The organism is Streptomyces sp. NPDC027672, from assembly GCF_055566335.1.
In genome coordinates this window covers 95856-111571 of the sequence record NZ_JBVHSO010000021.1, presented here as the reverse complement: position 1 = coordinate 111571, position 15716 = coordinate 95856, and the positions used below count along the sequence as shown (strand labels likewise).

The 15716-nt window shown below is 70.8% G+C and carries 6 protein-coding genes; 1 reads left to right on the top strand and 5 read right to left on the bottom strand.

The genetic code is table 11. The features are described 5' to 3' along the window. Positions 1 to 68 precede the first annotated feature (68 nt). Positions 69 to 467: a nuclear transport factor 2 family protein gene (locus ACZ4SV_RS34590; RefSeq protein ID WP_468010338.1), complete on the top strand. Its 399-nt coding sequence runs from the start codon at positions 69 to 71 to the stop codon at positions 465 to 467. A gap of 42 nt (positions 468 to 509) precedes the next feature. Here the strand turns inward: ACZ4SV_RS34590 and ACZ4SV_RS34585 are convergent, their stop codons facing one another. The 5 genes from ACZ4SV_RS34585 to ACZ4SV_RS34565 all read right to left on the bottom strand — a co-directional run bounded on the left by ACZ4SV_RS34585 (position 510) and on the right by ACZ4SV_RS34565 (position 15520). Then, positions 510 to 950: a hypothetical protein gene (locus ACZ4SV_RS34585; protein WP_468010334.1), complete on the bottom strand. Its 441-nt coding sequence runs from the start codon at positions 948 to 950 to the stop codon at positions 510 to 512. A gap of 108 nt (positions 951 to 1058) precedes the next feature. Further along, complete coding sequence (locus tag ACZ4SV_RS34580; protein ID WP_468010330.1) at positions 1059 to 7427, bottom strand: RHS repeat-associated core domain-containing protein; 6369 nt, start codon at positions 7425 to 7427, stop codon at positions 1059 to 1061. 151 nt (positions 7428 to 7578) lie between these two features. Then, positions 7579 to 11967, bottom strand: coding sequence for a LamG-like jellyroll fold domain-containing protein (locus ACZ4SV_RS34575; RefSeq protein ID WP_468010327.1), 4389 nt, complete (start codon positions 11965 to 11967; stop codon positions 7579 to 7581). A gap of 726 nt (positions 11968 to 12693) precedes the next feature. Continuing rightward, entirely contained in the window at positions 12694 to 14505 is a 1812-nt protein-coding gene (locus ACZ4SV_RS34570) for an acyl-CoA dehydrogenase family protein (protein WP_468010323.1), read from the bottom strand. A gap of 160 nt (positions 14506 to 14665) precedes the next feature. Beyond that, positions 14666 to 15520 carry a MerR family transcriptional regulator gene (locus ACZ4SV_RS34565; RefSeq protein WP_468010319.1) on the bottom strand — a complete coding sequence of 285 codons (855 nt, stop codon included), beginning with the start codon at positions 15518 to 15520 and terminating at the stop codon, positions 14666 to 14668. Positions 15521 to 15716: the final 196 nt, after the last annotated feature.

Below are 15716 nucleotides of genomic sequence, written 5' to 3'. Positions count from 1 at the left end.
TAGCGAGCGAACGTCCTACGCTGACTAACGCAATGATCACCGCTTTAACTGCTTTCCGTGGAGGAGACATGCCTCAGCACGAGGACCGGTACGAGGCCGCCCACCAGCTCGGCAAGCGGTTCCACGCCTTCCTCGCCGCCGGCGACTGGGACGGCATCCGCAGCCTGCTCACCGACGACGCCACCTGGACGCTGCCCGGCGACAACACCGTCTCGGGCACGGCGGTGGGCGCCGACGCGGTCGTGGAGCGGGCCAGGAAGATCGCTTCCTACGGCCTCGACTTCCGGCTGCTGCACATCCTGGTCAGCCGCGAGAACATGGCGCTGTCCCTGCACAACACCGCCCGGCGCGGCGACGTCCGGCTCGACGAGCACCTGTCCACCGTCTGCCGGCTGCGCGACGGCAGGATCGCGAGCATCGAGACATACCTGTCCGACGTCCGAGGCATGAACGCGTTCTTCGTCTGACCGCTCCGGCAGTCCCGCGGCGGGCGGGCCGCGGCGGGCGGCTCAGCGGCGGTTGATGCCGGGCAGCCGTACGTCGTAGCCGTCCAGCATGCGCAGGGTTGCGGTCCGCGTCCGGCCCTTCATATAGGGCCAGGCCGCCTCGACCAGCCCCTCGGCGTTCAGCAGTTGTTCGAGCACCTCGAAGTAGACGGCGCCGCTGACGAGTTCGCTGGGGTGGACGACGATGCGCTCCACGAAGTCCCAGCACCGGCCGAGCAGCTCGGCGTCGGGACTGCCGCTCTCCAGCTCGGGCATCAGCACGGGTGTCGTGAAGCATTCGGCCAGCAGCCGGTACAGCCGCTTCCACGTGTCCCCGGCCCTGACGACCGCCTCCGCGGGCCGGTCGTACAGCTCGGCGATGGCGTCGGCGGATTCCGGGATCATGCGCAGCAGCAGAGAGGGGATCTCCTCGACCGGGATCTTCTCGGCGGGGGTGTCGCTCATGGCTTCCTGTCGTGTGTGCGGTGGCCGGGTCCAACGACGCGGGGCCCGCCGTGCCAGGTGCACGGCGGACCCCGTTCTCATCGCCAGACTAGCCCTCGGTGATCGGGGTCAGGCCCAGTTCTCGGTCGTGGAAGGCTCCAGGGCCTCGTGGAACCCGAACGGGTCCAGGGTGTCCTTGGTCAGCTCCCACACTCCGTCCTTCCATCCGTACTGGCGTACGTAGGAAGGCGTCTCGGCGACCGTCGCGATGCTGCCCACGATACCGAGGGTCCTGGAGAATCCGCGCAGCCGGGTGGGCTGGCCGATCGGCTCGGGACTCTTGAACTTGACCGGCTTGAACTCCGTTCCCGTGAGGTCCTTCACGGCCGGTGTCTTGGCCACCTCGTCGAAGCCCGTCTTGACGGCCTCCTTCATGCTGGTGTCGGCGTCCATCCGCTTCCTGATGTTGCCGGTGACGTCGCGGGAGTTGAGCGCGTCCCACAGCTCCCGGGCCTCGGCCTTGGCCACCTTCTGATCGGCGTCGGACAGCATGGGGGTCTTCTTGGTGTTCTTGCCCGTCTCCCTGGCCTTGCGGTCGTTCTCCAGGATGTCCGAGAGGGCGTTCATGGTCTCCCAGCCCTTCTGCAGGTGCAACTGGGTCTTGGACGGCAGGGGTTTGCCGGTGTTGAACTCGTGGATGAGGGCCGTCGACAGCTTGCCGTTGCCGAACACCTGCTTGGCCTGCGCCTTCGGGTAGATCTGCTGCAGCGCGCCGCGGAGTCTGGTGTTGCTCACGGCGGGCGCCTGCGCCCGGCGCTGCATGAAGCCCGGGTTCTTGTTCGGGACCTTGTTGAGGAAGAAGTCGATCGTCTTCTTCATCAGCTTGAACAGGTCCAGGAAGCCGAAGAACTTCCCGTCCGGGTCGGAGTACACCAGCGGGTTGTTGTTGCCGTAGGTGTAGCCGTTGATCTGCTGCGGGTCGGCCAGGTCCATGATCGGGTCGACGGAGAGGAACCGGCCGGTCTGCGGGTCGTACTCGCGGGCCCCCAGGTGGGTGAGGCCGGTGTCCTTGGTCTCGTCGATGCCGCCGACGAAGCCCTTGGTCCCGGGCCAGGAGGCCGGTGCCGTGCCGCGCGTCTCGCCGAAGGGCAGGACGCGGCGCTGGGTCAGGGCGAGGTCGGTGGCGGCGACGGCCAGCAGACCGGTGCCGTGGTGGTCGGCCAGGGTGAAGGAGAAGCTGCCGTCGTCGGCGCGCACGGCCTGGTGGCCGCTGCCGAGGTCGAAGTAGCGGGTCGCCTTGGCCTTGGCCGCCCCCTTGTCGAGGGTGACGTCGGTGTGCCCGAGGTGCAGGGTGGTCCGGTCGCCCGTGCGGTCGATGAGCCGGTTGCCGTTGGCGTCGTACAGGTACGCGGTGACCTTGTCCGGCTTGCCGTCGACGGGCTCGGTGACCTTGGCCAGGAGCCCTTCGGCGTCCCAGTCGAGGTGCTGCCTGCCGCGGTCGGTGGTGTTGCCGGTCGCGTCGTAGACGTAGTCGGTGCGGCTGGTGCCCGTCGGCGCCTGGGTGGTGAGCGAGGTCAGCTGGTGCGCCTTGGGCGTGCCCGCGGGCGGGTACGCGTAGGTGTGCCTGACGTCCTTGGCGGAGTCGCCCCCGAGGTCGTGCCGGGTGTCGGTCAGCCGGTTGCCGGCCTTGTCGTAGGTGTACGACTGCCAGTACGGGGCCGGACCGCCCAGTTTGTCGGCGGACGGGGCGGCGGCGCAGGTCTGGTCGCCCTGGGCCCACGCCTCCGTCAGCCGGCGCAGGTAGTCGTAACTGAAGCACTGGTTGTCGGTGCCGGTGCGGGAGACGTCGCGCAGGGAGAGGACGTTGCCGGCCTCGTCGTAGCGGAAGCTGACGTTCTGGTCGACGCCGGCCTGTCCCTCACGGTCGACGCGCGTGGTGGCCAGGCGCTGGGTGCCGAACTCGTAGGTGTTGGTGACCTGGGTCTTCTTCCCGCCGCTGGTCAGACCGAAGCTGTACACCAGCGGTTTGCCGGTCTGGCTGTAGGTGGCAGTCGAGGTCATGCCCTGGCCGTAGACGGACACCGGCCGCAGGGTCTGGTCCTCGTAGGTGTAGTTGATCGAGCCGCCCGGCAGCGAGCCGGCGGCGGAGTAGCTGAGCGAGGCGACCAGGCCGGAGGGCTTGTAGGCGGTGCCGGACTGGTAGGTGCCGGCCAGCGCGCCCTCGGCCGCCGGGATCACGGTGGCCGTCTTGACGGGCCGGTACAGCTTGTCGTAGGCGGTCACGGCGGTGGTGTACGCCTGGCCGTCGACGTAGCGGATCGACTCGGCGAGCTGGCCCTTGGCACCGGTGACGGTGTCGTAGGTCCACTTGATCCGCAGCTTGCCGGTGGCGGAGCCCTCGCGCACCTCGGTCTTGCGGCCCAGTCCGTCGTAGGCGGTGACCAGGGTGGTGCCGCGGTCGTCGGTGCTGGAGATCACCTGGCCGTGGTCGTCGTACGTGGTGTCGGTGTCGCCGCGGTCCGGGTCGCTGAAGGAGACCTGGCGGCCGAGCTGGTCGTAGGTGTAGCTCCAGTGGTTGCCGGCCGGGTCGGTGACCCGCTCCAGGTCACCGGAGGGAGTGTGTTCGTAGGTGGTGCTGTCGTAGGCGGACTGCGGGTCCCGGGTGTGGTGCTGGCGCAGTTCGGTGACGTTGCCGCGGGCGTCGACCAGCGAGGTGACGGTGGTGTCGCCCACCGGCGGGATCAGGGTGGTGCGGTCGCCGCCGTAGATCGTCTTCCTGGTGGACAGGACGGTGCCGCCGTCGCCGTTGCCGGCGATCTGCCGCTCCTCGACCTGGCGGCCCAGGCCGTCGTAGAAGGTGCGGGTCTGGGTCTCCACGCCCAGCGCGTCGGCCGGCTGGAACAGCTCGGCGACGGGGCTGCCGGTGGCGTAGTACGGGGCGAAGGTCTTGGTGGTCAGTCCCCGCTCGTCGTAGAAGACGTCGGAGATGATCCGGCCGCCGTCCGGGCCGGGCGCCTGCGACTGCCGCTCCCGCAGGAAGCCGTCGTACAGCTTGTACGACGTGATCTGGCCGCCCTCGTTGTTGAGCAGCCTGGTGGCCACGGTGACGGGCTTGCCCTCGGTGACCGAGTAGCCGTACTCGTACGTCGGCACGCCGGTCGTCGCCCGGTCGGCGAGCCACACCTTGGTGGAGCGGCCGAGGGCGTCGTAGGCGTAGGTGGTGACGTTGCCGTTGGTGTCGGTCTGCTTCAGCAGCAGTCCGCGCAGCGGGTCGAGGTCCTTGGTGGTGGTCTGCGCGCTCGCCGCGTCGGCCGGGTCGGCGGGCGGCGTGGTGGTCTTGGTCTGCGTGGGCAGGCCGGTGGCCGGGAGGTAGGCCGTGGTGGTGGTGCGGCCGTCGGTGCGGGCGGTGCGCACCGGGTCGGCGGTACCGGTCACGGTCACGTTGGCCGTCAGGTCGGTGGCGGCGGTCTCGCGGCCGTAGTCGTCGTAGGCGGCGCCGGCCTCCAGGTAGGTCGCCTTGGTGCCGTCGTGGCTCTTCAGCGGCGCGGTGGCCGTCGCGTCGCCCTTGACGGGTGCCGCTCCGTAGGCGCCGCCGTCGTAGGCGGTGCGGATGTCCTCGACGACGTCCTTGCTGCGGTCGACCGTGGCGTCACAGGCCTTGGCGACGGTCTCCTCCCGGGCGGGCAGCAGCAGGATGTTCTTGTCGGTGTTGGTGGCGTAGGTGGTGCGCTTGCACTGGTCGTCGTCGGTCGTGGAGAGGTCGCCCAGGTCCTCTTCCCGGATGGGCCGGCCGGCGACGGTGTCGTAGCTGGTGGAGGCGGCCGTGGTGCGCCACTTGGCGCCGGCGCCGTCGTCCAGGGAGGTGAAGTGCCTGGTCTCGGAGGTGCCGGTGAAGTCGGCGGTGAGGGTGCCCCAGTCGCGGACCTTGCGGGCCGTCTCGTGGTGCCAGGGCCGGCTCACGGTCTTCTCCAGGACCTTGCCGCCGGGCTGGTCGAAGGCGAGCGTGCGGTACTCGAAGCCCGCGGCCGTCTCGTCGTCGGTGATCGGGTCGCCCTCGCCCGTGCCGAGCGGGACGCTGACGGACTTGGTGCCGCCGGTCGTGGTCTTGCGGTCGCCGTCCATGCCGCGCAGGAAGTAGTGCTCCTGCTGCGACTTCATGGCCGCGGCGCCGCCCTGCCCGCCGGTGCGGACCCGGACGTGTCCGTAGCCGCGCCACTGCGACCAGGTCTTGTACTTCTCCTTGGTCAGGCCGTCGTCGTCGTCGAAGTGCCAGGCGGCGCCGTCGAGATAGTCGTAGGCGGTGACCTGGTCCGGGGCTCCGCCGGTGCGGTCGGTCCCGGTCACCGAGGTGACGACGTATTTGTTGAACCACTCGCGGTCCGGGGCGTCGCTGCTGTCACCGCCGATGAACTGCGGGAAGCAGCGGGTGGTGTTGGTCTCGGGCGTCGGCAGCGCGTCGGCGTCGCACGCCGGGGCGGAGTAGTTGACGTCGATCTGCCCGCCGGACTCGTCCGCCACGGTGGACAGGCGCGCCTTGATGAACGGCGCGTAGCCGTCGCCGGTGCGGTCCAGCCGGTTGGCGAGCTGGGTGTACGCGAAGGTCGTCTTGGGCAGCGTGATCGACGGCGTGGCGGTGTGCCCGGAGTGCTGCACGCTGTCCAGGAGGAGCTGGTAGTCGGTGTCGGCCATGCCCCAGCGGTGGGTGAGCTGCCAGGAGTCGACCTTGCCGTAGGTGCCGTCGGACTTCAGCAGTTGGGTGGTGACCGAGGTCAGCCGCTTGCGGGTCCAGAACGACGGCGTCAGCCGGCCGCTGTCGCACTTGGTGCCGGGCTTGCAGTTCAGGTCGTACGGCGTGTCGTACCAGTAGTACGACTTGGTGTCGATGGTGTCGGGCGCGCAGGTGACGCCGTCCTGGGGCAGGCAGCGCTCGGCGCTGTCGAAGACGACCTGGGCCGACGGCTTGTCGGCGAACATGCGCGAGGAGCGCAGGCCGTAGTCGATGCGCTGGAGGTAACCGCCGCGGATGTACGGGGTGTCGGCGTCGGCCTTGAGGTTGCGGCCGTAGGAGTTGGTCTCCTTGGCGTAGTGGTAGCCCATGGCGTTGCCGTGGGTGTCCACCACGTAGTCGAGGTTCCACCGCCAGGCCTGCTGGCACCAGGAGCCGGCGAAGTCGGTGCCGTGGCAGGGCTCGCCCGTGTTGTTGCCGAAGACCGGCACGGTCCAGGCGGAGTCGGTGGTCTCCTTGCCGTCGGCCCAGCCGGGCAGCCGGTGGTAGCCGAAGTAGTAGCGGGTGCCGTCGGGCGAGGTCAGCCGCCAGTACTCGCCGTCGTTGTCGCCGTTGCCGCGTTCGCTGCTGGTCAGGTGGGCGATCCGGGTGCCGTCGTCCTGCTGGAGCCTGAACTCGTCGTTGCCGACGGGGACCAGCTCGCCGCCCTTGCCGTTGAAGGTCAGGTAGGCGTTGTCGTAGGCCCAGCACAGGTCGCCCGGCTTGTTGCCGTCGGCGTTCTTCTCGCCGTCGTCGGCGCACGGCTTGTAGCGGCGCTCGATGAAGCCGGGGGACAGTTCGAAGCCGTCGCCCACCCAGGAGCCCTGGTTGTTGGTGGTGCCGGTGCGGCCGTCGATGGAGCCGGAGGAGTAGTCCAGGCCCACCTCGGGGGTGAGGTCGCCGGGGACGTCCGGCACGGGCATGTCGTACGACCAGGTGAAGTCACCGGTGTTGAGCTGGGTGCTCCAGGTCGCCGACGGCGCCAGCGAGGTGGCCTTGAAGTCGCCCTTCGCGCCGCCGGTCTCGGCCTCGGCGGCCAGGACGGTCGCCGCGGCGGAGCGGAGGTTCACCGCGCTCGCGGTCAGCGTCTGCCGGCCGGTGTCGTTGCGGGTGGCGAGCGGGGTGCTCTTGCGGCACGCGTCCTTGGCGGGTGTCGTCAGGGCGCAGGCGGGCAGTTCGACCAGGTGCAGCCGCGAGGCGTAGCCGCCGCCGTACGCCTGGGCGAAGCCGGCGTAGTCGACGGTGACGGCGACCTGGCCGGCGCCGGCCGGGGCGGTCTTCTTCGCGTGGTCCTTGGCCTTGAGGGTGAACAGCAGCCCGTCGACGCCGGCTCGCCGGGCCTGGGCGCGGCTGTGCAGCCGGGCCTCGACGGTGCCGTGGGCGGCGTGCTTCGGGGTCTTCGGCGCGGCGACGCGCAGCGGGAGGCCGCCGGGCCGGCCGGAGCCGTGCCGCGGTATCTCCACGGTGGCGGTGCCCGGCCGGGGCCAGGAGCGGTGGGGCGGTGCGGCCGGGGTCCGCGGGCCCTTGGGGAGGGTGCGGGGCCGGGCCTTGAGGCCGTTGGTGCCGGGCACGGGCTTGTCGGCCGCGGGGACGCCCGGCATCGGGTGGCCGGCCGCCGCGGCGGGTGAGGCGGCGGCCTGGATCAGTCCGCCGACCAGCAGGGCGGACAGGACCAGGGAGACGGGCCTGTGCAGTGCCGCCGGGGCGAGGCGTGGTGGTGGTGTGCGTTTCATGCGTGATGCCGTCCATGGCTGAGTGGCGTGCCGGTGCGCCGGTCGGGGCGCACCGGCAGCGCCGTGCGATAAGGGCGGATTGCGGAAGGAGGGGCGGGTGGGGTCCGTGGACCGTTCAGGGGACCGCGGGCCCCACCCGTGCCGGCGGGCGTCAGCTGCCGGCCGGTACCTCGGTGGGCACGTCGAACCAGGAGCCGGCGAGTTCCTCGACCTGGCTGTCGTCGAGCGCGCCCTGGAAGACCCACACGTCGTCGATCAGCCCGGGGAAGTACTCGGCTCCGGTGCTGCCGGTCTTGACCCGGCCGACCTGGAAGGACTTGCCGGCCTTGGCGGTCAGGACGTTCTCGCCCCAGGCGACCAGGTCCTGGCAGGAGGCGCTGTCGGCCTGCCCGTCACCGTCGGCGTCCTCGCACGGCACCTCCTGGAGGATGCCGTTGACGTACAGGCTGGCCTGCTTGGAGAAGCCGTCGTACACCAGCGCCAGGTGGTTCCAGTCGGTGACGCTGCTGAACTCGGTGCTGGCCAGCCGTACCGTCGAGGCGTCCGTGCCGTCCTTGTCGGGCAGCGCGATCTCCCAGTTGCCCAGGCCGTCCGGGTGGGCCGGATCGGGTACGAAGCGTACGGCGAAGGGGCTCTGGCTGGTGCCTTCGGCGCTGACCACCGTCGCGTTCCGCGTGGGTGTGGAGGCCGCCTGCGCCCAGGCGGTCACGGTGAAGCTGGCGCTGGTGTCGACCGGTACGGCCGGAGCGCTGGCGTAGCCCGCGGTGCCGTCCAGTTCCAGGCCGCCGTCCATGAAGCCGGTGCCGATCTTCGCGCCGCCCTGGAGGGTGAGCGCGGAGGCGCGGCCGGCGTCGTCCGGCGAGGGGGCGGCGCTGTCGCCGGCGTCCAGCTTCCAGCGCGCGCCGAGCAGCGGGCGCTGCCGGAACAGCTGGCGCACCTCGTCGGCCGAGACGGGCCGGTCGAAGAGGCGGACGTCGTCGATCTGCCCGGGGAAGAAGGACCCGGGCGCGCCGTCGTAGTTGCCGGCGCCGATCTGGAGCGCGCCGCCCGCGTACCAGCCGGCCTGGAGGTCCGTGGAGCCCGCCTGGACGCCGTTGACGTAGAGGATGAGCTTGTTGGCGACCGTGTCGTGCACGCCCACCAGATGGGTCCAGGTGTCACCGTACGCGGTCTGGCCCTCGGCCTGGAGCGCGCGGACCGGCTGGGCGTCCGAGGCGTCGGACGCGTACTGGTTGAACGCCCAGCGGTCGTAGGACTTGCTGTAGTACAGCTCCATGCCCGGCCGGTGCACGCCCGCCTGGGTGACGACGACCGCGGCGTGGTCCGGCTTGGTCTTGGGCAGTTTCGCCCAGGCCGAGACGGCGAAGCTGGCCTGGTTGTTCAGCAGGGGCCGACCGGTGCTCGCGTAGTCGTCGGTGCCGTCCAGGGTCAGCGCCTTGCCGGCGATGCCCTGGGTACCCGCGGACGGGCCGCCGTAGAACGTGGCGTCGGGGACCTCGGCGGCGCCGGTGAGGCTGGTGGCGCCGGCGGGCTCGTCCATCGGGAAGCGGGCTCGCGCGCCCCGGCCGCCGATGAGCGAGTCCTTGCCGTAGAGCCGCGTCACCTCGCCGCCGGAGAGCGGCTTGTCGAAGAGCTGCACCTCGTCGATCGCGCCGGGGAAGAAGGAGCCCGGACGACCGTTGTAGGAACCGGCGCCGATCTGCAGACCGCGGCGCGCGTTCCACGGCGTGCTGTACGCCGTGGTGCCGGCGAGGGTGCCGTTGACGTACAGGCTCAACTGGTCGCTGCCGGAGCTGTAGGTGCCCACCAGGTGGGTCCACTCCCCGGCCTTGGCGCCTCCCGCGACGGACGGCATGGCGCGGACGATGCCCGCGTCGGGGCTGTCGGCGGTGTACTGGTTGAACACCCAGCGGTCGAGGCTGCTGGAGTAGTACAGCTCGAAGCCCGGGGAGTGGTTGCCGGGCTGGGCCGCGATGACCGCGGCGTGGTCCGGCAGGGCGGACAGTTTCGCCCACGCCGACACGGAGAAGCTGCCGGAGGTGTCCACGGTGGGGATGTCGGTGACCGCGTAGTCGTCGGTCCCGTCGAAGGACACCGCGGTGCCCTTGGCCCCTTCGGCCTGCGGGGTGGGGCCGCCGCGCAGTTCGGCGGTGCGTTCCGCGGCCTGGCCCTTCGCCGCGGCGGAACCGGCGGCGTCGTCGAGCTGCCAGGACGCGCGTTCGGGCTGGCCGGCCTTGACGCGGAACTGGTAGGTGCGGATCTCACCGGCGTTGCCGGCCGTGTCGAAGGCCCGTGCGGTGACGAAGTTCAGGCCCGGCTTGGCCGGCAGCATCCGGGCGACCTTGGCGGCGCCGGAGGCGGTGGTGATCGCGTTGGCGGAGGTGGGGTCGCCGTTGACGCCGAACCAGTACTTGGTCACGTCGGTGTCGGCGGCCTTGAGGGTGAACGCCCCGTACTGGCCCACTCCGTCGTACCAGGGGTCCTCCGGGTCCTCCGGGTCGGAGGCCGGATAGTCGCTGGACGTGATCGAGGGTGCCTTCGGCACCTTCGTGTCGTAGACGAAGTAGCAGGAGGTGGGGTCGCCGGTGTAGGACCACGGCGAGTACTGCGCGCCGTCGTAGCTGCGCACGTACCAGCCGATCTGCTTGTTCTCCGGGATGGAGGAGGGCAGCGTGATCACGAAGTCCGAGCCGGACTTCTTGTAGCCGGTGCGCGCCGGCTTCCAGCGCGCGACGCTGCCCTTGCCGTCGCCCGTGTCCCAGGCGGCCTGGAACTCCACGGCGATGGTGTCGCCGTCGGGGTCGGTGATGTCGTTGGCGTAGATCTTGCCGAGGGTGCGCACGCGCGCGGCGGCTTCCGGCTTCTTGCAGGTGCCGCCGTACTCCATGGTCAGCTGGCTCATCTTGACCTGGGCGGGCGGGCGGTTGTACTTCACCCGCAGGTACGCCTTGTCGGAGAAGCGCTTCCAGCCGTAGATGTCGGTCTCGCTGGATGCCTGCATGCCGAACGTCATCGTCGCCGACCTGGCGTTGGCGGCCGACTGCACCGCCGACTTGACGTCGAACTCCGCGTCCTTGGCCGAGCAGCCCTCGAAGCCGTAGGCGAAGGAGTCCGTCTTCAGCTTGTCGATCCAGAAGCCGCTCGCCGTCTGGGAGTTCCAGGTGGTCGACGAGGAGATGTCCTTGGTCCGCCACAGCTCCACGCTGCGCGCGCTGCACGAGGCCGACCAGACGTTGCGGACCACGAACTCGGCTTCGAGGATGGTCTTGTCGGCGAACTTCGACACCGGGATGCGGTAGAAGAGCCGCTTGGTGTCGTACGGCTTGCAGTAGTACCAGCCGCAGTAGCCGAGGCCCGCGTTGTCCTCGCCGTTGAACTTCCACTGCGGGGAGGAGGCCCAGTACTTGGAGACCATGGTCCACGCCGAGGCGCGCGGCGAGTACCACTGCGGGTCGATGAAGACCGGGTAGACGGTGTCCTTGCCCCTCAGCACGTTCGCGTCCGGGGTCAGCACCAGTTCCTTGTCGCCGGCGGGGACGTCCACGGCGACGGGCGCCAGCTTGGCCGACTCCCCCGCCGCGGGCTCGTCGCCCGGTCCGGCGGCCGGCTCGTCCACCGGGGCGGCGGTGCTCGCCGGCGCGGCCGTGGCCGTCAAGGACGCGGTCCTCGCCGTCGTGGCCGTGCGGGAAGCGGACTTCACGGCCGGGGTCTTGGCGGCCGGCTGCCGGGTGGCGGTCTGTCCGGTGGTGTCCTGGGCGGTGGCCGCGCCGGGGCTGGAGTCCCACATCACCGGGCGGGGCGCCTCGAACACCGCGTTCCCGGCGCCCGGGTCGACCGCTTCGAGACCGCCTTGCGCGTTCTCTCGTACGTCCATGCCGTCGGCGGACAGTTTCAGCCGTAGCTGGGCCAGTTGCTCGCTGGCGGCGGCCTCGGCGGACTTGACGACGAGCAACTGGGTGAAGCCGTCCTCCTGGGCGCCCATGCGCAGGTCCACGTCCGGGAGCACGTCCCGGTAGGTGGCCGTCGAGCCGTCGATGACGGGAGCGGGCAGCTTGCCCGGCCAGGACAGGCTCAGTTCGCGGCCGGCCTTCTCCATGCGCACCAGCGGGGCGTCCCCGCCGGCGGAGAACTCCAGCCCGACCGTGGTGGCGCCGGGGGCCACCGTCCCCTCGGCCGTCCTGGACAGGTCGGTGTCGACCGGCTTCCACGCGCCGTCGACCCGGGTCCGCACGGGACGCAGGTACTCGCGGGCTTCCAGGTTCCCGTCGGGTGTGGCGTAGACGTCGGCGCTCTCCGAGCGCAGCGCGGCCACCTCGACCTTCTTGCCCGTTTCCTTGGCCTGGGCCAGGGCCTCGTCCGTGGTCGACGGCGCGGCCGGGCCGGCACCGGTCCCGGTCCCGGCCGCCGTGTCCGCACGGAGCGGGACCGCCCCGAGGCCGGCGGCCGCCGAGGCCGCGGGCGCGGTCCCCGCGGCCGTCATCAGCGTCAGCGCCAAGGCCACGATCCGGCTATGTCTTCGCGTCAGCACGCGCCCCCGCATTCAAGCCCCTTGGTGAGAGATCAGTGAGAAACCACTGAAGAAATGATCAACGGGCGAATGCTACGTAAGGAAAAAGTTAAGAGCTACTCGCGTCCGCGCTGCATATCGGGCATTTACACCGAGGCACAAGTGACGCTGAACACCCTTGACGATGAAGGCTCGTTGGCTTAAAGCGAGCGCTCCCGCGGGAGTTCCCGGCCGACGCGTACCGTCCGGACGACGGTGCCTCTGGCCGCTGCCGGGGCGCGGTCACCGAGCGGGGCGCCACACCGTGGGGCCGACCGGCCGGCGGTGATGGCGCCTCCTCTTGCGGCCACACAGGACACAGGTCTCGAAACGCCAGCTAAATGGACAATATGGTGATAAGTTCACCCGACGGTATTGCGGTGCACAACGAAGGAGTGGCCATGGGTCTGCCCGTCGTCGGCGGTTTGATCGACAGTGTGATCGGCATCTTGCTCGGTGCGGTGAACGGCATCGCGCCTCAGGCCGGGGCCCTCTTGAGCGGCCTGGGTCTGCCGGTGTGAACGGTCCCGGCACCGGGATGATCTCCTGCCCCATGGTCTGCCGAGAGTCAGGGGACCGGGCCCGCGCGTGAGTTGCCGCTGGTCCCGGGAAAGCACATGACCTCCGGCGCGTTCCGTTCCGCCGCGTGCGGACGGCACGCCGGCCGGCGCTGCCGCGGACGGGCGGCAGCGCCGGCGGGTGGTGGCCGGGGTGGTGCGGTTACGCGGGCACCTTCTCGGCGGCGGGCGCGGCGGCACCCAGCACCGGATGCCCGTCCATGACACCTTCCAGGACGGCGAAACCGTCGGTGAGCGGCAGGGCGTACGGCACGAGTGTCTCCATCAGTGCCTCCTCCGCGTCGGGCAGGTGGTGGATGTGCTCCGCGGTGAGATGGCCGGCGGCCAGCAGGTCGCCGCTGTGCGCCTTCACCTGGCGCAGGGCGAACAGCCGGTGCAGTCGCGCGAGGACCACCCGGGCCTGCGGGTCGGACGCCTTGCCGACGGCGTCCAGCAACGCCTGCGCGGCGAGGCGGTGCACATGGGCTTCGACGAGCTGCAGGGCCGGTGTCACGGTGCCGTTCCAGCGCGCGAGAGGGTCACCGCGGCGCCCGCCGCGCAGTCGCCCGCGTGCCCTGCCGTGCCAGATCCGCTCGATGTCGCCGAGCAGTTCCTGGAGATGGCCCGAGTCGTCCAGGCGGCGGCCGGCCGCGGGCGCCTCGGAGGGCGGGGCCGGAGTGAACCCGCCCATGAGCATCTCGCCGGCGGCCTTCACCCAGATGACCCGGTTGTCGCCCTCGGCGGTGATGGTCCCCTCGTTCGCGGCCAGTTGGTAGGCGATGCCGTTCGACAGCAGGAGGCCCTGCGCTCCGCAGCGCTCACGGCATTCGGTCATGACCGTCCTGGCCTGCCAGGTGATCCACGCCTTGGCCACGGCGGCCAGGCGCTCGGTCTCCTCGCGTTCGGCCTCCGCGCCGTTCGTCCACCGCCGCACGACCTCCCGGTGCAGCAAGGTGGCCGCGTAGGTGGTGGCGACCGCGGACAGCAGCGGTGCGTGGTGGCTGCGGTGCTCGATGAGCGAGACCTTCCGGCCGGTCGTCATCCCGGAGGTGAGCCGCCGGTGGGAGTGGCGCATGGCGACGGCCAGGGCGTGCCGCGTCACACCGAGGCTGTAGGCGCTCATGCACAGTTTCCCGGCGTGGACGCGCCGGACGGAGGCGAGGAACCGTTTGCGCCGGTTGCCCAGCGTGCTGGCGAACTCGCCGTCGCGCGACAGGCGTCCGTGTTCGCCCTGGAGCATGGCTTCGAACGGGAGCCGCACGCCGTGGAAGGACGTGGCGCAGTGGTCGACGGGAGCGCTGGCGGTCTGCGGGAGGGGCCGTACCTCCACGCCCGCGTAGTGCCGGCCCTCGCTGTCGGTGAGCGGGGTGAGGAAGAGGAAGACTCCGTGGTCGGTGCCGTCCACCACCAGGCGCGCCGCCACGACGGCGTTCTTGGCGCCACCGGTGCCGGAGGTGTTCGGCATCCACTTGCAGGCACCCGGCGTCGGGGTGTCGAGGACGAACCCGCCCGTCCCGCGGTCGAACGTGGCGGTCGTCTCCAGCGAGGCGGCGTCGTTGCCGTGGTCCAGCTCGGTGCACAGGAAGGTCCCGACCCGCTCCATCCGCCTGTACGGGTGCAGGTCCCGGCCACCGGGGTCGTGGTCGAGGAGGCTGCCGAGGTGCAGGTTCCAGTGGATGCTCGCGATCGTCGCCATGCCGGGGTCGACGACCCCGGCCCATTCGTGCATCGCCGTGAGCGCCTCGATGTCCGACGCCAGGGCGACCGGATCCCTTAACGCGTCGTTGACGAAGTGCAGCCGCTCGTAGGAAAGCGCCGTCCGCTCCTGCGGACCCAGGCCCTCCTGAAAGGCGAACCGGGGCCCGTCGAACAGACGCCTCCAGGGCTCGTGGAGCTGCTCCGCGTGCGGCCCGAACAGAATACGGACGAATTCTGCTGATATCCCTGGTATGTACGGCAGTTGAGAGGCAGTCACGATCGAAAAGATAGTGGAATCGATCACTCCCCAACAGCGTGACGATCAACACGATTGGCCGCGGGCCAGGTGTGGAAGCGGCCCGGGGGCACACCGGCTCCCGGACGCCCGCCGAAGGCCGCTTCCCACCCTTAGCGGGCCCCGCTCAGGGCATGGCCGGTCAGTCCGCGGTCACCGGTGCCGGGGGTTCCGTGGTCACCGCGGTCACCGGTGCCTGGAGTTCCGTCACCCAGTCGGCGAGGTTCTCCGGGCATTCCAGGGTGACCTCCCGCGGATATTCCGTCGCCCGGTAGCCGTGGGCGTCGATCCAGCGGGCGAGGGTCTGGGCGGTGGGGACCACGGTGTCCATCGGGCCGCGGTGCACGATGGTCGCCGCCTGGCCGACGGCCGGCAGGTCGAGGACGCGGAAGGCGCCGTCCTGGACGGGCGCGGAGACCTGGACGGCCGCGTGGACGCGGATCCTGCCGCCGCCCTCCGGGTCGTCCTCGTAGGAGGCGATGCCGGGACCCGTGGGCGTGATGCCCGCCGCGTCGAGGCGCCGGAACAGTTCCTGGTAGAGCGGTCCGATGACCGGGCCGATGTCCTCGGGTTGGAATCCCGCGGCCGTCGCGGTCAGTTCCGCGACCCGGACGGCGGGAACGGGCTTGATGACGACGTCGTTCGTGGGCATGTGCCCCTCGCTCTCGATCGCTCGGAGCCTCGCCTCGACCTGGACCAGCCGGGCCGCCGCGGCGGTCATGGCGGTCTCCAGTTCGGCCCGCCGCAGCCGCAGCATGCCGCGCAGTTCCTCGGCTCCTACCTTGTCGTCCACGATGTCGTGGACCCGCTGGAGCGTGAAGCCGAGTTCCTTGAGCGCGATGATCCGGTTGAGGCGGGCGAGTTGGGCGGCCGTGTAGTAGCGGTAACCGCTGGCCGGGTCGACGTGGGCCGGGCGCAGCAGGCCGGTCGCGTCGTAGTGACGCAGCATCCGGACCGAGACGCGACCGTGCCGGGCGAAGTCTCCGATGGTGAACATGATGTCTCCGAGTCGACCGCCTGACACGGTGTGAGGGTCAAGAGGCCGGACCAGGGCGGGGGCGCGTGCCCGACCAGTGTGCCGGACGGGGCCACTGTCCCCGGCCGCTACGGCCGCGCGACTCCGGGCAGCGCGTACGTGGTGCGGACCCGCCTGCGCACTCCGGGCGCGCGGTGTACGGGACCGTCGGCAGACC

Excerpts from the sequence above, each read along its gene's own strand:
- ACZ4SV_RS34580 (WP_468010330.1), bottom strand. The coding sequence starts at position 7,427 with ATGAAACGCACACCACCACCACGCCTCGCCCCGGCGGCACTGCACAGG.
- ACZ4SV_RS34590 (WP_468010338.1), top strand. The coding sequence starts at position 69 with ATGCCTCAGCACGAGGACCGGTACGAGGCCGCCCACCAGCTCGGCAAG.
- ACZ4SV_RS34575 (WP_468010327.1), bottom strand. The coding sequence starts at position 11,967 with ATGCGGGGGCGCGTGCTGACGCGAAGACATAGCCGGATCGTGGCCTTG.
- ACZ4SV_RS34565 (WP_468010319.1), bottom strand. The coding sequence starts at position 15,520 with ATGTTCACCATCGGAGACTTCGCCCGGCACGGTCGCGTCTCGGTCCGG.
- ACZ4SV_RS34585 (WP_468010334.1), bottom strand. The coding sequence starts at position 950 with ATGAGCGACACCCCCGCCGAGAAGATCCCGGTCGAGGAGATCCCCTCT.